General features: G+C 67.4%; 19 protein-coding genes. 10 read left to right on the forward strand and 9 right to left on the reverse strand.

The genetic code is table 11. The annotated features are described in order from the left end of the window. Both OKW76_RS06545 and OKW76_RS06550 read right to left on the reverse strand, forming a co-directional pair. Nucleotides 1–858, reverse strand: coding sequence for a 5'-nucleotidase, lipoprotein e(P4) family (locus tag OKW76_RS06545; RefSeq protein ID WP_265552188.1), 858 nt, complete (start codon nucleotides 856–858; stop codon nucleotides 1–3). Nucleotides 859–1001: 143 nt separating this feature from the next. Further along, complete coding sequence (locus OKW76_RS06550) at nucleotides 1002–1706, reverse strand: CoA transferase subunit A (RefSeq protein WP_265552190.1); 705 nt, start codon at nucleotides 1704–1706, stop codon at nucleotides 1002–1004. A 92-nt stretch (nucleotides 1707–1798) separates the two neighbouring features. On the opposite strand from OKW76_RS06550, the gene OKW76_RS06555 reads away from it, so the two are divergent. Together OKW76_RS06555 and OKW76_RS06560 are read left to right on the forward strand one after the other, a co-directional pair. Then, the gene (locus OKW76_RS06555) at nucleotides 1799–2941 is read left to right on the forward strand and encodes an aspartyl/asparaginyl beta-hydroxylase domain-containing protein (RefSeq protein ID WP_265552192.1); all 1143 of its coding nucleotides are present in this window, start codon (nucleotides 1799–1801) and stop codon (nucleotides 2939–2941) included. 37 nt (nucleotides 2942–2978) lie between these two features. Beyond that, nucleotides 2979–4628: a thiamine pyrophosphate-dependent enzyme gene (locus OKW76_RS06560; protein ID WP_265552195.1), complete on the forward strand. Its 1650-nt coding sequence runs from the start codon at nucleotides 2979–2981 to the stop codon at nucleotides 4626–4628. Between the two features lie 90 nt (nucleotides 4629–4718). On the opposite strand, the gene OKW76_RS06565 is transcribed toward OKW76_RS06560, so the two are convergent. Together OKW76_RS06565 and thiS are read right to left on the reverse strand one after the other, a co-directional pair. Next, nucleotides 4719–4889, reverse strand: coding sequence for a CsbD family protein (locus OKW76_RS06565; protein WP_256504883.1), 171 nt, complete (start codon nucleotides 4887–4889; stop codon nucleotides 4719–4721). Between the two features lie 92 nt (nucleotides 4890–4981). Further along, nucleotides 4982–5986 carry a sulfur carrier protein ThiS gene (thiS, locus tag OKW76_RS06570; protein ID WP_319937574.1) on the reverse strand — a complete coding sequence of 335 codons (1005 nt, stop codon included), beginning with the start codon at nucleotides 5984–5986 and terminating at the stop codon, nucleotides 4982–4984. A 170-nt stretch (nucleotides 5987–6156) separates the two neighbouring features. On the opposite strand from thiS, the gene aroQ reads away from it, so the two are divergent. The 8 genes from aroQ (at nucleotide 6157) to bfr (ending at nucleotide 13859) form a co-directional block, all read left to right on the forward strand. Next, the gene (aroQ, locus tag OKW76_RS06580; RefSeq protein WP_265552818.1) at nucleotides 6157–6594 is read left to right on the forward strand and encodes a type II 3-dehydroquinate dehydratase; all 438 of its coding nucleotides are present in this window, start codon (nucleotides 6157–6159) and stop codon (nucleotides 6592–6594) included. A 31-nt stretch (nucleotides 6595–6625) separates the two neighbouring features. Then, a complete protein-coding gene (accB, locus tag OKW76_RS06585; protein WP_265552197.1) occupies nucleotides 6626–7114 on the forward strand; it encodes an acetyl-CoA carboxylase biotin carboxyl carrier protein in 489 nt (162 codons plus the stop codon). After that, nucleotides 7114–8469, forward strand: a complete 1356-nt coding sequence (accC, locus tag OKW76_RS06590; protein WP_265552199.1) for an acetyl-CoA carboxylase biotin carboxylase subunit — start codon at nucleotides 7114–7116, stop codon at nucleotides 8467–8469. The genes accB and accC overlap by 1 nt, the downstream gene beginning before the upstream one ends. Further along, nucleotides 8469–9425, forward strand: coding sequence for an alpha/beta fold hydrolase (locus OKW76_RS06595; protein WP_265552200.1), 957 nt, complete (start codon nucleotides 8469–8471; stop codon nucleotides 9423–9425). Before accC ends, OKW76_RS06595 begins: the two co-directional genes overlap by 1 nt. A 143-nt stretch (nucleotides 9426–9568) precedes the next feature. Further along, nucleotides 9569–11785 carry a phosphoribosylformylglycinamidine synthase subunit PurL gene (gene purL / locus OKW76_RS06600; RefSeq protein WP_265552202.1) on the forward strand — a complete coding sequence of 739 codons (2217 nt, stop codon included), beginning with the start codon at nucleotides 9569–9571 and terminating at the stop codon, nucleotides 11783–11785. Next, the gene (locus OKW76_RS06605) at nucleotides 11782–13035 is read left to right on the forward strand and encodes a DUF418 domain-containing protein (RefSeq protein ID WP_265552204.1); all 1254 of its coding nucleotides are present in this window, start codon (nucleotides 11782–11784) and stop codon (nucleotides 13033–13035) included. Before purL ends, OKW76_RS06605 begins: the two co-directional genes overlap by 4 nt. Nucleotides 13036–13091: 56 nt before the next feature. Further along, on the forward strand, nucleotides 13092–13262 hold the full coding sequence (locus OKW76_RS06610) for a (2Fe-2S)-binding protein (protein ID WP_256504890.1): 171 nt from the start codon (nucleotides 13092–13094) through the stop codon (nucleotides 13260–13262). A gap of 102 nt (nucleotides 13263–13364) precedes the next feature. Further along, entirely contained in the window at nucleotides 13365–13859 is a 495-nt protein-coding gene (bfr, locus tag OKW76_RS06615; protein WP_256504891.1) for a bacterioferritin, read from the forward strand. 54 nt (nucleotides 13860–13913) lie between these two features. Here the strand turns inward: bfr and OKW76_RS06620 are convergent, their stop codons facing one another. The 5 genes from OKW76_RS06620 to OKW76_RS06640 all read right to left on the reverse strand — a co-directional run bounded on the left by OKW76_RS06620 (nucleotide 13914) and on the right by OKW76_RS06640 (nucleotide 18173). Beyond that, nucleotides 13914–14330 carry an Hpt domain-containing protein gene (locus OKW76_RS06620; RefSeq protein ID WP_265552208.1) on the reverse strand — a complete coding sequence of 139 codons (417 nt, stop codon included), beginning with the start codon at nucleotides 14328–14330 and terminating at the stop codon, nucleotides 13914–13916. A 64-nt stretch (nucleotides 14331–14394) separates the two neighbouring features. Next, entirely contained in the window at nucleotides 14395–14613 is a 219-nt protein-coding gene (locus OKW76_RS06625; RefSeq protein ID WP_265552210.1) for a sulfurtransferase TusA family protein, read from the reverse strand. Further along, nucleotides 14610–15977, reverse strand: a complete 1368-nt coding sequence (der, locus tag OKW76_RS06630; protein ID WP_256504895.1) for a ribosome biogenesis GTPase Der — start codon at nucleotides 15975–15977, stop codon at nucleotides 14610–14612. Before der ends, OKW76_RS06625 begins: the two co-directional genes overlap by 4 nt. Before the next feature lie 172 nt (nucleotides 15978–16149). After that, nucleotides 16150–17472, reverse strand: coding sequence for a PQQ-binding-like beta-propeller repeat protein (locus OKW76_RS06635; RefSeq protein WP_265552820.1), 1323 nt, complete (start codon nucleotides 17470–17472; stop codon nucleotides 16150–16152). Then, nucleotides 17472–18173, reverse strand: coding sequence for a tetratricopeptide repeat protein (locus OKW76_RS06640; protein WP_265552212.1), 702 nt, complete (start codon nucleotides 18171–18173; stop codon nucleotides 17472–17474). Before OKW76_RS06640 ends, OKW76_RS06635 begins: the two co-directional genes overlap by 1 nt. Nucleotides 18174–18240 lie beyond the last annotated feature (67 nt).

The raw sequence follows: 18240 nt of genomic DNA on the forward strand, positions 1-18240 counted from the left end.
TCAGTTCGCTCCTTTGGGGGTCCAGCGCTTGTCGGCCGGAAACAGGTCGTCATAGCCGCCCGCGACGCCGGGACCGTACATCGGGTTGGGGAGCAGGAACCAGCCCTTGCCCCATTTGCCCGCGATCCCCGGTGCGACCGCCAAAGCGCGGCGCTGCTGCACGCCGAGCGCCTTGTCGTTGAAGGCGTCGGAAAAATCGCCGAGCTGGTCGCCCGCCATCGCGAGCACGCAATAGCGCTCGGCGATCGCGGTGCGGCGCGGGTCCTTGCTCGATCCGGGCGCGATATCGCCGCGCAGGAACAGCGTTTCGCCCGGCTTGGCATCGCCCAGCCCCGCCGCGCGGAGCGCGTCGACGGCCTGGCGCGCGAAGCGGTTCTCGCGGTTCGAATTGAACACGATCGCGACGCCCGCCGCGCGCAGCCTTGCCAGCGCATCGACCGCGCCGGGGGCGGGCTCGACCAGCGTCGCGCCGTCCTGCTCCCAGCGCTCCCAGCGCGCCGGATCGAACGGCGGATCGCCGCGCAGCGCGGTGTCGTAATTCGCCCCGGTGTTCAGGATCGCGGTTTCGTCCATGTCGAGCACCACCGCTGGCGGCTTGGCATCGCAGCTCGCCCAGCGCGGATCGCCGGGCGTCGCACCGGGGGCGAAGATCGCCGAATCAACCGCGCGACCGGCCTTGCGCGCGGCGAGTGCCGCAGTGACGTGCTCGACCATCCCGTCATAGGCCTGCCGCGACAGCACCGCCGCCTCGCCCGACCCGAGCAGCCACTGATATTGCTTGGGCGGCGGCGGCGGCGCGCTCGCCACCTGCGCCGGCGCAGTCGCGCACGCCGAAAGTGCGAGAAGGCCAGCCGCCATCACTCCCCTCCCTGAAAGGGAGGGGTTGGGGGTGGGTCGATGCCTGGCGATACGGCCGCCCAACTGCGTATGCGGTACCCGTATCCCCCGGACCATACCCACCCCCGGCCCCTCCCTTCCAGGGAGGGGAGAAAGCCGCATTCTCACGCCGCGCGCTCGCGGACGGTGCGGAACTCGATCTTCTTGTCATAGGGCGCGCCGACGATCATCCGCTTCACGTAGATGCCCGGCAGATGCACCGCATCGGCATCGAGCGCGCCGACCGGCACGATCTCCTCGACCTCGGCGACGCAGATCCGCCCCGCGGTCGCCATCGGCTGGTTGAAATTGCGCGCGGTCTTGCGGAAGATCAGATTACCCGCCTCGTCGGCCTTCCACCCCTTGATGATCGAAAGGTCGGCGCGGATGCCGCGTTCGAGGATATATTCCTGACCGTCGAAGACCTTGGTCTCCTTGCCTTCGGCCACCAGCGTGCCGACCCCGGTCTTGGTGTAGAAGCCCGGAATCCCCGCCCCGCCCGCGCGGCAGCGTTCGGCGAGCGTGCCCTGCGGGCAGAATTCGACCTCGAGCTCGCCCGAGAGATATTGCCGCTCGAATTCCTTGTTCTCGCCGACATAGGACGAGATCATCTTCTTCACCTGCCGCGTGCGCAGCAGCTTGCCCAGGCCCTCATTGTCGATGCCGGCATTGTTGCTGGCGATCGTCAGGTCCTTGATCCCCGATGCCTGGATCGCATCGATCAGCCGCTCGGGGATCCCGCACAGGCCGAACCCGCCGGCGCAGATCGTCATGCCATCATGGAGCAGCCCGTCGAGCGCGGCTGCGGCATCGGGATAGAGTTTCTGCATGCGCGGCCTCGTGGAACGATGGAGAGATGCGCCGTGCTTATAAACCATGCGCGGTCTAGGCAACGGCCAAGCGTTGGGGCAGGTTCGCACCAATGCAGCAGCCCAACACCCCCGACAGCATCGGCGCGGCGATCGGCTTGGCGCGCAACCGCGATCTGGCAGCGGCGCGGGCGATGCTGGATCGGATCGATGCGACCGCCGATGGTTTCACCGCGCTCGCCTTCGTGGAGCGACAAGCAGGCGCCCTCGAAGCCGAACGCGCGGCGCTGATCGAAGCGTTGCGCCACGAGCCGCGCCACCTGTCGGCATTATTGGCGCGCGGCGATTGCGAGCGGCGTGCGGGCGAACCGCGCGTGGCGGTACGGTTCCTGCGCACCGCGCTTGCGGTAGCCGCAGCGACACCGCCGCCGCCGGCGCTCCATCCGGCGCTCCGCGAGGCGCAGGCGTTCCTTGCCGAGCAGACGCAGGATTTCACCGACACGATGGTTGCCGCGGTCGAGGCTGCGGGGTTGATGCAGTCCGATACCCCGCCGCGCGTCGCCGAGGCGATCGACCTGCTGCTGGGTCGCCGCCAGCTGTACCTCGAGCAGCCCTCGATGTTCTATTTCCCCGGTCTGGCGCAGCGCGCGTTCTTCGGCCGCTCCGAATTCGCCTGGGCCTCGCAAGTCGAAGCCGCGACCGAGGCGATTCGCGACGAATTGGCCGCGCTCCAGGATGTCTTCACCCCCTATGTCCGCACCGACCCGCGCGCGCCGGCCCCTGCCAACCACCTGCTCGAACATCCCGGCTGGGGCGCCATCCACCTGATCGAGCAGGGGCGCCCGCACCCGGTTCATGCCGCGCGCTGCCCCGCGACGATGGCTGCGCTGGCGCTGGCGCCGCAGCCCGCGATCGGCACGCGCTCGCCGATGGCGTTGTTCTCGCGGCTCAAGCCGGGCACCCACATCGCGCCGCACCACGGCGTCTTCAACACCCGGCTGATCTGCCATCTGCCGCTGGTGGTGCCCGATGGCTGCGGCATCCGCGTCGGCAGCCATACCCGCCAGTGGCGCGAAGGCGAGCTGCTGATCCTCGACGACAGCTTCGAGCATGAGGCGTGGAATCGCGGCAGCTCGGACCGCGTGGTGCTGTTGTTCGAAATCTGGCGACCCGATATCGGCGAGGAAGAACGCGCCGCGATCACCGTGCTGCTGGCCGCGGTCGAGGAACAGGGCTTCGCGGCCGACGATGATTGACGGGTCCGATCGAACGGGCGTTGCAGGAGAGTATCGCATGACCAAGCGCACCGGCGGCCGCATCCTCGTCGACAATCTCGTGGCGCAGGGCTGCGACCGGCTGTTCCAGGTGCCCGGCGAGAGCTTCCTCGCGGTGCTCGACGCGCTGGTCGACGTGCCCGCGATCGAGGTCGTGACATGCCGGCAGGAGGGTGGTGCGGCCTTCATGGCCTGCGCCGACGCGGCGATGACGCAGCGGCCCGGCGTGTGCTTCGTAACGCGCGGACCCGGCGCGACCAATGCCAGCATCGGCGTCCATGTCGCGATGCAGGATTCGCAGCCGATGCTGTTGTTCATCGGCGACGTCGACCGCGGCATGCGCGACCGCGAGGGGTTCCAGGAGGTCGATTTTCCCGCGATGTTCGCGCCGCTCGCCAAATGGGCGACGCGGATCGAGGACGCCGCGCGAATCCCCGAATATATCGCGCGCGCGTGGAACACCGCGATCAGCGGCCGCCCCGGCCCGGTGGTGATCGCGCTGCCCGAGGACATGCTGTGCGATGTCGTCGAGGCGGTCGATCGGCCGCGGATCGAGCGGGTCTGGCAGGCCGCCAATCCCGACGACGCCGACGCGGCGCTCGACCTGCTGCGCGCCGCGAAGCGCCCCGTCGCGATCGTCGGCGGGGCGGGCTGGGACAAAGCGACCACCGGCGCCTTCGATTGCTTCGCGCGCAACTGGGGCATCCCCGTCGCGGGTGCGTTCCGCCGACAGGACGCGATCCCCAACGCCTCGAAGGCGTGGGCGGGCAATCTGGGCTATGGCCCCAACCCCAGGCTGGTCGCGCGGATCAAGGCGGCCGATGTGGTGCTCGTCCTCGGCGCCCGGCTGGGGGAGGCGACGACCGACGGCTATACGCTGATCACCCCCGACCATCCGGGCCAGAAGCTGATCCACGTCCACCCCGATCCCGCCGAGCTCAACCGCGTCTATCGCGCCGACGTCGCGGTCTGTTCGGACACCTTCTCGTTCGCCGACGCGCTGGTGCGCGCCGAGTATCCGCCGACCCCGCATGCCGGCGGCGGCGAGGCGCATGCCGAATGGCGCGAATGGTCGACCCCCAAGCCGCGCGACGGCGTGACGCTAGACCTCGGCCTATGCGTCGCGGCGATGCGCGAAGCGCTGCCGGCGGATACGATCATCTGCAACGGCGCGGGCAATTTCGCGGGCTGGTGGCACCGCTATTGGCAGTATGGCGTCCAGCCCTCGCAACTCGCGCCGACCTGCGGTGCGATGGGCTATGGCGTACCCGCCGCCGTCGCCGCCGCGCTGCGCGCGCCCGACCGGATGGTCGTGGCATTGGCGGGCGATGGCGATTTCCTGATGAACGGCCAGGAGCTGGCGACCGCGGTCCAGCATGGCGCCGAGATGCTCGTGCTGGTGATCGACAATGGCGGATATGGCACGATCCGCATGCATCAGGAGCGCGAATTCCCCGGCCGGGTGAGCGCGACGCGGCTCGCCAACCCCGATTTCGCCGCGCTCGCCCGCGCCTATGGCTGCTGGTCCGAAACCGTCGAGCGCACCGAGGATTTCGCCGCGGCGCTCGCGCGCGCGCAGGAACAGCCCGGCGTTCGGCTGTTGCACCTGCGCACCGATATCGAGGTGATCAATCCGGGCACGACGATCAGCGCGATCCGCGCGCGCTGACATCCGCAAAAGTCGATGCGCACGAAAAAGGCCGCCCCGGTTTCCCGAAGCGGCCCAATCGTTTCGCGTTACCCGAAGTAACGCTGCAGGTCAGATGTCGTCGCCGAGGGCGCCTTTGACCTTGCCTGCAGTCTGCTGAAGCTTGCCCTTGGCTTCCTGCGCTTCGCCTTCGGCGCGCGTCTCAGGATTGCTCGACTGCTGCTTCACTTCGCCAATGGCTTCGTTGGTGTTGCCTTTGACCTTGTCTACGAATTCACCCATGGGGTTTCTCCTCAAATCATGTGCGGCGATGATGTTTGCCATCATTGCTTGCGCTTGTAGTAAGAACGGCCCGGGGTGAACTTGGTTCCGAATTAGATAAGCCCCGCCAGCGGGCTCGAGGGATCGGCATAGCGCCGCTGCCCCATCCGCCCCGCGCGATAGGCGAGCCGCCCCGATTCGACCGCCGCCTTCATCGCCGCCGCCATCATCACCGGGTTCTTGGCTTCGGCGATCGCGGTGTTCATCAGCACGCCGTCGCAGCCGAGCTCCATCGCCACCGCGGCATCCGACGCGGTGCCCACGCCGGCATCGACCAGCACCGGCACCTTGGCCCCCTCGACGATCAGCCGGATCGTGATCCGGTTCTGGATCCCCAGCCCCGATCCGATCGGCGCCCCCAGCGGCATGATCGCCACCGCGCCGGCATCCTCGAGCCGCTTCGCCGCGATCGGATCGTCGACGCAATAGACCATCGGCAGAAAGCCTTCCTTGGCCAGCACCTCGGTCGCGCGCAGCGTCTCGACCATGTCGGGATACAGCGTGCGCGCCTCGCCCAGCACTTCGAGCTTCACCAGGTCCCAGCCCCCCGCCTCGCGCGCCAGCCGCAGCGTGCGGATCGCCTCGTCGCCGGTGAAACAGCCCGCGGTGTTGGGCAGATACGTCACGCGCTTGGGATCGATGAAGTCGGTGAGCATCGGCGCCTTGGGATCGCTGACATTCACGCGGCGCACCGCGACGGTGACGATCTCGGCCCCTGCGGCTTCGACCGCGGCGGCGTTCTGCGCGAAGTCCTTGTACTTGCCCGTGCCGACGATCAGCCGCGAGCGGAAGGTGCGCCCGGCGACGCTCCAACTATCGGTGTCGACCGCGGGCTCATGATCGCCGCCGCCGACGAAATGGACGATCTCGAGCTCGTCGCCATCCTCGACCATGACATCGCCCAGGGTCGAGCGCGGCACCACCTCGAGATTGCGCTCGACCGCGACCTTTTCGGGCACCAGCCCGAGTTCGCTCGCCAGGCCGGCAATGCTGAGGCCCGCGCGGACACGCTTGTGCTCGCCATTGACCATGATCGATACGGTACCGTCGGTGTGCATGTCTGCCCCAAGCCGTTCGTTTCGAGCGAAGTCGAGAAACGAGTTTCGTTGCGCCCGCGGACGTGTCTCGACTTCGCTCGACACGAACGGGTAAGGAATGCGCGATCTAGGGGTGCGAGAGCGCGCCCGCAACCAAGAGGGGCATGATGGCCGAAACGAATCCAGCCGCGATCCCCGCGACCATCTATGTCCTCAACGGCCCGAACCTCAATCTGCTCGGCATGCGCGAGCCCGATGTCTATGGTGCCGACACGCTCGACGACATCGCCGGAATGCTCGAGGATCGCGCGCGCGAGCTAGGGGTCGAGGTCGAGGTCCGTCAGTCGAACCATGAGGGCCATCTGGTCGATTGGCTGCACGAGGCGCAGGCCGAAGGCGCGCGCGCGGTGCTGCTCAACGCCGCGGCCTTCACCCACACCTCGGTCGCGCTGTACGACGCGATCCGCGCGATCCGCACCCCGGTGATCGAGGTCCATCTGTCGAACCCGCATGCGCGCGAGGCTTTTCGCCACAAAAGCTATGTCGCGATGGCGGCGCGCGGCAGCATCAGCGGGTTCGGCGCGCAATCCTATGTGCTCGCGCTTGAAGCCGCCGCCCGCCTGCCGTAAGGCCCCGCGCTTAACAGAGAAACAGGTCGCAATGAGCAACGAACACGACGAACCGGGCAATATGCGAATCGATGTCGATCTCGTGCGCCAGCTCGCCGCGGTCCTCGACGAGACGAAACTGACCGAAATCGAGGTCGAGGACGGCGAACGCCGCGTCCGCGTCGCGCGCGAAGTGATGATCGCGCCGCAGATGATGCAGGCCGCGCCGATGGCGAACATGGCCCCCGCGCTGACCAACGCTGCCCCCGCGCCTGCCGAGGTCGGCGCGCCCGCGCCCAATCCCGCGGCCAACGCGGTCCGCTCGCCGATGGTCGGCACCGTCTATCTTTCGGCCGAACCCGGCAGCAAGCCGTTCGTTTCGCCGGGCCAGAAGGTCCAGGCGGGCGACACGCTGCTGATCGTCGAGGCGATGAAGGTGATGAACCCGATCCTCGCGCCGTCGGCGGGCACCGTCGGTGCCATCCTCGTCGAAAACGGCCAGCCGGTGGAGTTCGATCAGCCGCTCGTCGTGGTCGAATAATGGCGCAGATCAAGAAGCTGCTGATCGCCAATCGCGGCGAGATCGCGCTGCGAATCCATCGTGCATGCCATGAAATGGGCATCCAGACCGTCGCGGTGCATTCGACCGCCGACGCCGATGCGATGCACGTCCGGCTCGCCGATCAGGCGATCTGCATCGGCCCGCCGCCCGCGGGCGAGAGCTATCTCAACATCCCCAACATCATCTCGGCCGCCGAAGTCTCGGGCGCCGACGCGATCCATCCGGGCTATGGCTTCCTGAGCGAGAACGCCAAGTTCGCCGAGATCGTCGAGCTCCACAATCTGATGTTCGTGGGCCCCAAGCCCGAACATATCCGCACGATGGGCGACAAGGTCGAGGCCAAGCGCACCGCGGGCGCGCTCGGGCTGCCTTTGGTCCCCGGCTCGGACGGCGCGGTGAGCGACCTCGCCGAAGCCAAGACGATCGCGGCGCGCGTCGGCTATCCGGTGATCATCAAGGCGGCATCGGGCGGCGGCGGGCGCGGCATGAAGGTGTGCGAGTCCGAAGACCAGCTCGAAACGCTCATGGCCCAAGCGGGCAGCGAGGCGAAGGCGGCGTTCGGCGACGCCACCGTCTATATCGAGAAATATCTCGGCAACCCGCGCCACATCGAATTCCAGGTGTTCGGCGACGGCAACGGTAATGCGATCCATCTGGGTGAGCGCGACTGTTCGCTCCAGCGCCGCCACCAGAAGGTGCTCGAAGAGGCGCCTTCGCCCGCACTCGGCGCCGAGGATCGCGCGCGGATGGGGGCGATCTGCGCCAAGGCGATGGCCGATATGGGCTATCGCGGCGCGGGCACGATCGAATTCCTGTGGGAAGACGGCGAGTTCTACTTCATCGAGATGAACACCCGGCTGCAGGTCGAGCATCCGGTGACCGAGATGATCACCGGGGTCGACCTGGTGCGCGAGCAGATCCGCATCGCCGAGGGGCATCCGCTGTCGGTGCGGCAGGAGGACCTGGTCTTCCACGGCCATGCGATCGAATGCCGGATCAATGCCGAGGATGCGCGCACTTTCGCGCCGTCGCCGGGCAAGGTGACCTATTATCATGCGCCGGGCGGCATGCACGTTCGCGTCGATAGCGGGCTGTATGCCGGCTATCGCATACCGCCATATTATGATTCGATGATCGCCAAGCTGATCGTTTACGGGCGCACCCGCGAAGGCTGTCTGATGCGGCTCCGCCGCGCGCTCGAGGAGTTCGTGATCGACGGGGTGAAGACGACGATCCCGCTGCACCAGGCGCTGCTCAACGACCCCGATTTCCAGCGCGGCGACTATACGATCAAGTGGCTCGAGGAATGGCTGGCGCGCGAGGACGCCGCCTGATGCGATGGTGGCAATGGCTGATCGCGGCGCTGCTCGCGCTGATCGCCATTGTCGCCGCCGCATTGTTCCTGTTTCGCACCCCCGATACCGATGCCGCCGCGATGCGCGCCAAATATGGCGGGGCGCCGTCGCGCTTCGTCGATCTGGGCGACGGGCTGACGCTCCATGTCCGCGACACCGGCCCGCGCGATGCGCCCGCCCTGCTGCTGATCCACGGATCGAACGCCTCGCTCCACACCTGGGAGCCTTGGGCCGAGCGGCTCGGTCGGCGCTACCGCATCGTCCGCCTCGACCTGCCCGGCCACGGCCTGACCGGCGAGGATCCGACGCACGATTATTCGACAGCGCGCCAGGTCGAGATCGTCGATCGGCTGGTGCGCGCGCTGGGGATCGACCGGTTCGCGATCGGCGGCAATTCGATGGGCGGCGGGGTCGCCTGGTCCTATGCGCTCGCGCATCCCGCGCGGGTGAACGCGCTGGTGCTCGTCGATTCGACCGGCCAGCCCGACCCGACCTATGCCGAGCCGCCTTTGGTGATGCGCATCGCCCGCCTGCCGGTGCTGCGCGACCTGGCGACGATGGTGACGCCGCGCAGCTGGATCGAACAGGCGCTGCCCTCGGCCTATGGCGACCCCGCCAAGGTCGATGCGGCGGCGATCGACCTCTATTGGGAATTGCTCCGCTATCCCGGCAATCGCCTCGCGACGATCGACCGTTTCGCCACCCCCAACACCCCCGCCACCCCCGAGACGCTCGGCCGGATCGCGGTGCCGACGCTGATCCTGTGGGGCACCGACGACCGGATGATCCCGGCATCGTCGGGCGACTGGCTGGCGAGCCACATCCCCGGCGCCGAGCTGGTGACCTATCCGGGCATCGGCCACCTGCCGATGGAGGAAGCGCCCGACGCGACGGCGCGCGAGGTGGATCGGTTTCTATCGGGGCTTGAGAACTAACCCTGCCCCGTTCGTTTCGAGCGAAGTCGAGAAACCTGGCCCACCGCACATGGCGGTTTCTCGACTTCGCTCGAAACGAACGGAAGCACGCCAACCGCATTCGTACTCTAGCCCCCCGCGCCGCCCCCGGCTAAGGGCAAGCCATGACCCAGATCACGCCCGAAATCGTCGCCGAGCACGGCCTGTCGCCCGAGGAATATGACCGCGTCCTGCACGCGATGGGGCGCGAGCCGAACCTGACCGAGCTCGGCATCTTCTCGGTCATGTGGTCCGAGCATTGCAGCTACAAATCGAGTCGCATTCACTTGAAGAAGCTGCCGACGCAAGCCCCCTGGGTCATCTGCGGCCCCGGCGAGAATGCCGGCGTGATCGACATCGGCGACAACCAGGCGGCGATCTTCAAGATGGAGAGCCACAACCACCCGTCGTACATCGAACCCTATCAGGGCGCGGCGACCGGGGTCGGCGGAATCCTGCGCGACGTGTTCACGATGGGCGCACGCCCGGTCGCCAACATGAACGCGCTGCGCTTTGGCCGCCCCGATCACCCCAAGATGCGCCACCTGATCTCGGGCGTCGTCCACGGCATCGGCGGCTATGGCAATTGCGTCGGCGTGCCGACGGTCGGCGGCGAGGTGAATTTCCACCCCGCCTATGACGGCAACATCCTGGTCAACGCGATGACCGTCGGCATCGCCGATCAGGACAAGATCTTCTATTCGGCGGCGTCGGGGATCGGCAATTCGATCGTCTATGTCGGCTCGAAGACCGGGCGCGATGGCATCCACGGCGCGACGATGGCCTCGGCCGATTTCGGCGACGACGCCGACGCCAAGCGCCCGACGGTGCAGGTCGGCGACCCCTTCACCGAAAAGCTGCTGATCGAGGCGTGCCTCGAACTGATGGCAACCGACATGATCGTCGCGATCCAGGACATGGGCGCGGCGGGCCTCACCTCCTCCTCGGTCGAGATGGCGAGCAAGGGCGGGGTCGGCATCGAACTCGTCATGGACGACGTGCCGCAGCGCGAAACCGGCATGACGCCGTACGAGATGATGCTCTCCGAATCGCAGGAACGGATGCTGATGGTGCTCAAGCCCGGCCGCGAGGCTGAGGCCGAGGCGATCTTCCGCAAATGGGAACTCGATTTCGCGGTGATCGGCCGCGTCACCGATACCGGGCGGATGGTGCTGAAATGGAAGGGCGAGACCGTCGCCGACATTCCGCTCGCGCCGCTCGCCGACGAAGCCCCGCTCTACGACCGTCCGCACGTCCCCACCCCGCCGCGCGATGCGCTCACCGACGTCCCCGAAAGCGACGATGTCGCGCGCGACCTGCTCGCGCTGATCGGCACCCCCGACATCGCCAGCCGCCGCTGGATCTGGGAACAATATGACCACATGGTCGGCGCCGACACCGTCCAGCGCCCCGGCGGCGATGCCGCGGTGGTGCGCGTCCACGGCACGCAAAAGGGCCTCGCGATCACCACCGACTGCACCCCGCGCTATTGCTTCGCCGACCCGGTCGAGGGCGGCAAGCAGGCGGTGGCCGAAGCCTGGCGCAACCTCACCGCAGTCGGCGCGACTCCGCTCGCGATCACCAACTGCCTCAATTTCGCCAATCCGCAGCGGCCCGAGATCATGGGCCAGATCGTCGGCTGTCTCGAAGGCATGGCCGATGCCTGCCGCGCGCTCGACTTCCCGATCGTCAGCGGCAACGTCTCGCTCTACAACGAAAGCAAGGCGACCGGCGGCGGATCGGCGATCCTCCCCACCCCCGCGATCGGCGGGGTCGGGCTGCTCGCTGACTGGTCGAAATCGGCAACGATCGGCTTCAAGGGGTTCGGCGACGTCATCCTGGTGATCGGCGAGCGCGCCGGTCATCTCGGCCAGTCGCTGTACCTGCGCGAACTTTATGGCCGCGAGGAAGGCCCGCCCCCCGAGGTCGACCTCAAGGCCGAACGCCGCACCGGCGACTTCGTCCGCAGCCAGATCGCCTGCGGCGCGATCACCGCATGCCACGACGTCTCCGATGGCGGGCTGGCGGTGACGGTCGCCGAGATGGCGCTGGCATCGAACATCGGCGCGCTGATCGATTCGGTCCAGCCCTTCGGCATGGCGGAGAGCTTCTTCGGCGAAGACCAGGGCGTCTATGTCGTCACCGTCTGCGACACCTGCCTCGCCGATTTCATGCAGGCCGCCCACCGCGCCGATGTCGCGGTCGACGGGCTCGGCCGCACGATCCGCGACAAGATCGTGTTCGAGATGGACGCCGGCGACTGGACCGTCGCGCTCGACGATCTGCGCGCGGCGCATGAAGGCTTCCTGCCCAAGCTGATGCAGGGCGAAATCGCGGCGTGATTCTCCAAGGCTCGGGAAGGGACACCCGCTTCCCGAGCCTCGATATCGTTCGCGGGGTGGCGGTGCTCGGCATCCTGACGATGAACATCGTCGCCTTCGCCGACGTCCCCGCCGCCTATCTCAACCCGACCGCGACCGGCCCGGCGGGCACGCTCGATACGTTGCTCTACCTCGCGCAGTTCGTGCTGTTCGACGGCAAGATGCGCGGGCTGTTCTCGGTGCTGTTCGGCGCGTCGATGCTGTTGGTGATCGAGCGTGCGCAAGCCGATGGCCGAAGCCCCGCGCAGGTGCATTTCGCGCGGATGGGCTGGCTGCTCGCCTTCGGCCTGGCGCATCTGTACCTGATCTGGTGGGGCGACATCCTCGCGCAATATGCGCTGGTGGGGATGATCGCCTATGCGTTCCGGCGTCAGGCGACGCACCAGCTGATCGTCACCGGCATCGTGCTGGTCGCGCTCCAGACGATCACGATGGCGGGGCTGCCCGTCGCGGTCGCCACGGCGCAGGCGGGGCAGCCCGACCCTGCCTCGGCGGTGCGGACGCTGGTCGAGCTCGAGCGCGCCTTCGGGCGCCCCGACCCGGCACATATCGCGCAGCAGCTCGCGGCCTATCGCGGCAGCTATGCCGATGCCGTCGCGTTTCGTTGGCGCGTCTATGCCGGCACGCCGTGGAACGCGCTGCTGCAGAACGGCTTCGAGACGCTCGCCTATATGCTGTTCGGCATGGCGGCGTTCCGCTCGGGACTGCTCACCGGCGGCTGGGAGCGACGCCGTCTGCTACGGCTCGCCACGCTGAGCTTCGGCATATCGCTGCCGATCTATTTGCTGCTCGCCTTCTACCTCGCCGCGCGCGGCTTCGACCTCTATGCGATCGTCCTGGCGGTGCTCACCTTGCCCGTTCCGGTGCGCCCGGTGATGATCTTCGGCTGGATTCCGCTGACTTTGCTCGCCGTCCCTCCAGGAAGCGCGAGCGCCCGCCGGCTGGCGGCAACCGGGCGGATGGCGTTCAGCAACTACATCGCCACCAGCCTGGTCTGCACCGCGATCTTCTACGGCCACGGCCTGGCGCTGTTTGGGCGGCTCGACCGCGCCCAACTGGTGCCGGTCGTCCTGTTGGTCTGGGCGCTGATCCTCGCGTGGTCGCAGCCCTGGCTGCAGCGCTTCTCGAACGGCCCGCTCGAATGGCTCTGGCGCTCGCTCGCCCGCGGCCGGATCGAGCCGCTCCGAAAAGTTGCGACAGCGACGCAATAACGCTTGCGACCGTTTCGCATTAGCCGTAGCATGCACCCAACAAAGCGAGGGTGCTCATGGTCGTCTGCGTCTGCAATGCCATCCGCGAACGCGAAGTACGCGCCGCTGCACGCAATGGTGCGATGAGCGCCTGCCAGGCGTATCGCACGCTCGGCTGCCAGGCAAAATGCGGCCAGTGCGTCCCGTTCGCGCGAGCCATTATCGACGCCGAACGCGCTGCTGCGTAGCGTTTGCAGCGGCTGAAACCCGCGGAAAACTGCCGATTTTTCCCTGTTCGTTTGGCGCCCGCCGCGCTATGTTCGTCGCCTAATCTAAAAAGGCACGCGACCATGAAGGGCGACCCCCAAGTCATCGAATATCTGAACACGGCGCTCAAGAACGAGCTGACCGCGATCAACCAATATTGGCTGCATTATCGCCTGCTCGACCATTGGGGCGTCCACAAGCTCGCCAAGTTCGAGCGCCAGGAATCGATCGAAGAGATGGAGCATGCCGATTGGCTTGCCGAACGCATCCTCTTCCTCGACGGCCTGCCGAATTTCCAGCTGCTCGGGCGCCTGCGCATCGGCGAAACCGTCGAGGAAGTGCTCAAGGGCGATCTCGCGCTCGAGGAAGAAGCGATCCCGCTGCTGCGCGACGCGATCGAGCATTGCGAGAAGGTCCGCGACTATGTCAGCCGCGACCTGTTCCGCCGCATCCTCGACAGCGAGGAAAGCCATCTCGACACGCTCGAGCGCCAGTTCGACATGATCGAGCGGATGGGGCTGCAGAACTACGTCCAGCTGAACTCGCAGGCCGAAGCCGACGCTGACAAGAAGGACTGATCGTCGCGATCCGCCATTCGCGCAGCCCGCGCGAATGGCGGTCGACGCCCCCGGCTATACCGCGCGGCGCCCGAAGACCGCAGGCTTGCGCGCCACCAACGGATTTGCCTCCGTTTCGAGCAGCGCCAGCGTCGCCTCGAACAACGGGCGCAGCCGCACCACATGCTCGAGCGCCTCGTCGGGCGAATCATGCGTTTCCACGCAATCGCGCGCGATCGCCTCGATCGTTTCGGCAAGCTCGGCCAGCTCATCGGCACCGAACTGCCCGGCCTCGCCTTTCAGCGTGTGCGCGGGGATCACCATCGCCGCGGCGACCCGACCACGCATCGCGGTCTCGATCAGCTCTAGCGACTTGACCCCATCCTCGCGGAAATAGCCGAGGATGCGCACGAAATTCGCGCCCAACTCGGCGCGCGCCCGCGACAGGGTCGCCATATTCACCAGCGAACCAGTATCGGCGCCAAGGATCATGCAATACCTCCCATCCGCCAAGGCGCGGACAACGAAGGCTTAACCCGCTGCGGTAAATGACAGGTTACGCCGCCTGTCGTTCAATGCAAAAAAGTTGTGATTCCAATTGGGTAAACGCCGCCCCACACGCCGAAGCCAGTGCCGCCAGTTCGCGCTCGGCGGCGGGGTCGTCGGCACGAATCTCGACGATCGCCGCGCCCGCCCGCAACGCACGGCCCAGCCGGATCGCGGGCCAGGGGCATTTCAGCCCGCGTGCGTCGATTCGCAGCGGTCCCCCGCTCACTTGTCGTGGTCGAACGGGTTCGACGAGGCGCGCAGCATCAGCCGCACCGGCACCGCGCCCATGTCGAATTCCTTGCGCATGCTGTTGACCAGATAGCGGCGATAGCTTTCGGGCAGCAGGTCGACGCGCGTGCCGAACAGCACGAACGTCGGCGGGCGCGTCTTGTTCTGGGTGATGTAGCGCGGCTTGATCCGCTTGCCGCCGGGGGCGGGCGGCGGATTGGCCTCGATCGCCTTTTCGAACCAGCGGTTGAGCGCGCCGGTCGAGGTGCGCCGGCTCCACGCCGCGCGCGTTTCGAACGCCACGCGCAGCAGCACGTCGAGCCCCTTGCCGGTGGCGCCCGACACCGTCAGCAGCGGCACGCCCTTCACCTGCGCCAGCCCCTCGTCGAGCGCGCCCTTCACCCCGTTGAACAGGCTCGACGCATTCTCGGCGACGTCCCATTTGTTCAGCGCGATCACCAGCGCGCGGCCTTCCTGCAGCACCTTGTCGGCGATCTTGAGGTCCTGCACCTCGAGCCCCTTGGTGGCATCGAGCAGCAGCACGACGACCTCGGCGAAATCGACCGCGCGCAGCGCGTCGGCGACCGACAGCTTCTCGAGCTTCTCCTGCACCTTGGCGCGCTTGCGCATCCCCGCGGTGTCGATCAGCCGGACGCGGCGGTCCTTGTTCTCGGCATCGGTCCACACCCAGTCGATCGCGATCGAATCGCGGGTGATGCCCGCCTCGGGCCCGGTGATTAGCCGTTCCTGGTTGAGGATGCGGTTGATCAGCGTCGATTTGCCCGCATTGGGGCGGCCGACGACCGCCAGCTTCAGGATCGCGTCGGGATCCTCGGGATCCTCTTCCTCGATCTCCTGTTCGAGCCGTTCGATATAGGGGCGAAGCGCGTCGAACAGGTCAGCGATGCCTTCGCCATGTTCGGCCGACAGCGCGATCGGGTCGTCGAAGCCGAGCGACATCGCCTCATAGATGCTGCTTTGCGCCAGTCGCCCCTCGGCCTTGTTCGCGGCCAGGATCACCGGCACGTCGGCGACGCGCAGCCAGCGCGCGATTTCCTCGTCGATCGGCGTCAGCCCGTCGCGCGCATCGACCAGGAACAGCGCGACGTCGGCTTCGTCGAGCGCCGCCTGCGTCTGCGCGCGCATCCGCCCGGGCAGCGTTGCGATATCCTCATTCTCGAAACCAGCGGTATCGATGATGCGGAAATCGAGGCCGAGCAGGTGCGCATCGGCCTCGCGCCGGTCGCGCGTGACGCCGGGCTGGTCGTCGACCAGCGCCAGCTTCTTGCCGACCAGGCGGTTGAAGAGCGTCGATTTGCCGACATTGGGGCGGCCGATGATGGCGACGGTAGGCAGGGGCATGGGTGTACCTTGAAACAAATACCAAGCTGCCACCGTTCGCCCTGAGCTTGCCGAAGGGCACCCCGCAGATCGCGAAGCACTGCATGCGCGGCTCGGACAGGGCGGGCTTCGACAAGCTCAGCCCGAACGGGGTCAAACCTGTGTTGAATCCCGCCCTAGCACAGCGCTCGGGTTACCGATACGCGCTCAGTTCGCCCGCGTCGTCGAGCAGGTACATCGTGTTCCCCGCCACCACCGGCGGCAGCGTGTAGCCGGTCTTGCCCTCGGCGATCGTGGTCAGCGTTCCGTCGGCGGGCGATGCCGAAGCCACCACGCCGCGCGAGCTCGCCACCAGCAGGCGATCGCCCGCCAGCACCGGCCCGACCCAGCGGATCGCACCCGACTTCTTCTTCTCGTTGCGCCAGCGCGGCAGCTGCGAGATCCAGCGGATCCGGCCATTGCCGCGCGAGATCGCCATCAGTCGCGCTTCGTCGGTCACGACAAAGATCCATTCGCCCACGACCCAGGGGGTCGAGATGCCCGCGATATTCTGTTCCCAAAGCCGCTGGCCGCTGAGGATCTCGAGCGCGACCATTCGCCCGCCCTGCCCGACCGCATAGACCCGGCCATTGTCGATCACCGGGAAGGCGTCGATATCGGCTAGGCTCGACACCGAGGTCGTCATGCTGGTGCGCGACAGGCTGTCGGCCCAGACCGAGCGGCCATTCTCGTAGCGATAGGCGTTGAGCTCGCCCGACGAGAAGCCCGCGACCACGGTGCCTTGCGCCGAAGCAGGCGCGGCGACGCCGAACACCCCCTGCGCCTCGAGCGAGCCCGATTGCGTCCAGATCGTCTTGCCGTCGGCGGTGTTGAGCGCGAACAGCTGGTTGTCCTGGGTGAGGATGTACAGCGCGCCGTTGGCGATCGTCGGCGCACCGCGCAGCGGGCCGCCGGGCTTCACCCGCCAGATCTCGCTGCCATCGGCAATGTTCATCGCCACCACGTCGCCCACGCCGTTGCTGGCATAGAGCCGGTCGCCCTCGACGCTCACCCCGCCGCCGAAGCGCGCATTCTGGTTCTCGTCGCCGCGCGCGGTTTCGGCGCGCCACACGGTCGCGCCGGTCGCGGTGTCGATCGCGTGCACCGCGCCGTTGACGTCGGAGACGTATAACCGCGTGCCATCGATCACCGGGGTCGCCGCGAGCCGAACCCGCGTGTCGCCGCCGGGGATCGATACCGACCAGGCGCGCGTCGGCTGCGCGGCCAGCGCCAGATGCCCCATCGCCTTCGATTCATTGCCGCCGGGCTGGGTCCAGCCGGTGTTCGCCACCGCGGGCGGCAGCAGCACTTCCTGCCCCGCCAGCGTCGGATCGACCTCGGTATCGCTTTCGGACACCAGGATCGGCACGCGATCGCCCAGCACCGGGGTCTTCTTGTCGCCGCCCTTGAAGATGCCGCACGCGCTCAGCGCGGTCATCGCGAGCAACGCGATGGGAAATTTGACCCGATTGATCATCATGCCGCTTTCTTTTCCTGGTCGGTGTCGACCGCGTCGACCCCGAGTACGCCGGCGAGCTGAACCGCGCGTTGACGGATGGTTTCGGGGACGGTTTCGGCCTGCGCGATTTCGCCGAACAGCTTCCCCGCCTCGGCGTTGCGACCGAGCCGCATGTAAGCGATGCCGACCATCTCGCCCGCGCTGCCGAACCACGGGCTGTCCTTGGTCGCGAGGCCGCGCAGCCGGTCGATCACCGCTGCCGGCTTCAGCGTGTCGAATTCGGCGCTGGTCTGGCGCACCAATGCCAGGTCGCGATAGGGCTGCGGCAGCGAGCCATCGGCGGCGACCGCGGCGAACTTGGCGGCGGCGCCCTTCAGATCATCGGCCTGCAGCAGGATATCGGCCTGGGTGAACTGCGCCATCGCGCGATAGCCCGCGGCATCCGAAGTCGCGAGCTCGGCCAGTGGCGCCTTGGCGGCATCGGTCTTTTGCGCGCCCAGGCTTTCGAGCGCCTTGGAGAATTGCTCGCCCTGCACCCCCGCCTGCGTCACCTGATGCTGCTGCCACCACAGCCAGCCCGCCAGCGCCGCAAGCGCCAGCACGATCGCGGCAATGACCGCAATTCCCCAACGCTGCCAGAAGCTGCGCAATTCTTCCCGGCGCAGTTCCTCGTCGACTTCGCGCGCGAACTGGTCGTTATTCTGGGGGGTCAACGCCAAGGGGAACTCCATGCGGTATTGCGGCGGCGGACATTAGCCGCAGCGCGGGCGAAACGAAATGGTCTAT

The sequence above is a fragment of the Sphingomonas sp. S1-29 genome, from assembly GCF_026167545.1.
GTDB lineage: Bacteria > Pseudomonadota > Alphaproteobacteria > Sphingomonadales > Sphingomonadaceae > Sphingomonas.

Bases quoted from the DNA above. Each gene is read 5' to 3' on its own strand.
- OKW76_RS06550 (WP_265552190.1), bottom strand. From the start codon at position 1,706: ATGCAGAAACTCTATCCCGATGCCGCAGCCGCGCTCGACGGGCTGCTC.
- OKW76_RS06555 (WP_265552192.1), top strand. From the start codon at position 1,799: ATGCAGCAGCCCAACACCCCCGACAGCATCGGCGCGGCGATCGGCTTG.
- OKW76_RS06560 (WP_265552195.1), top strand. From the start codon at position 2,979: ATGACCAAGCGCACCGGCGGCCGCATCCTCGTCGACAATCTCGTGGCG.
- purL (WP_265552202.1), top strand. From the start codon at position 9,569: ATGACCCAGATCACGCCCGAAATCGTCGCCGAGCACGGCCTGTCGCCC.
- OKW76_RS06635 (WP_265552820.1), bottom strand. From the start codon at position 17,472: ATGATCAATCGGGTCAAATTTCCCATCGCGTTGCTCGCGATGACCGCG.
- accB (WP_265552197.1), top strand. From the start codon at position 6,626: ATGAGCAACGAACACGACGAACCGGGCAATATGCGAATCGATGTCGAT.
- OKW76_RS06620 (WP_265552208.1), bottom strand. From the start codon at position 14,330: ATGATCCTTGGCGCCGATACTGGTTCGCTGGTGAATATGGCGACCCTG.
- der (WP_256504895.1), bottom strand. From the start codon at position 15,977: ATGCCCCTGCCTACCGTCGCCATCATCGGCCGCCCCAATGTCGGCAAA.
- accC (WP_265552199.1), top strand. From the start codon at position 7,114: ATGGCGCAGATCAAGAAGCTGCTGATCGCCAATCGCGGCGAGATCGCG.
- thiS (WP_319937574.1), bottom strand. From the start codon at position 5,986: ATGCACACCGACGGTACCGTATCGATCATGGTCAATGGCGAGCACAAG.
- OKW76_RS06565 (WP_256504883.1), bottom strand. From the start codon at position 4,889: ATGGGTGAATTCGTAGACAAGGTCAAAGGCAACACCAACGAAGCCATT.
- OKW76_RS06595 (WP_265552200.1), top strand. From the start codon at position 8,469: ATGCGATGGTGGCAATGGCTGATCGCGGCGCTGCTCGCGCTGATCGCC.
- OKW76_RS06545 (WP_265552188.1), bottom strand. From the start codon at position 858: ATGGCGGCTGGCCTTCTCGCACTTTCGGCGTGCGCGACTGCGCCGGCG.
- bfr (WP_256504891.1), top strand. From the start codon at position 13,365: ATGAAGGGCGACCCCCAAGTCATCGAATATCTGAACACGGCGCTCAAG.
- OKW76_RS06610 (WP_256504890.1), top strand. From the start codon at position 13,092: ATGGTCGTCTGCGTCTGCAATGCCATCCGCGAACGCGAAGTACGCGCC.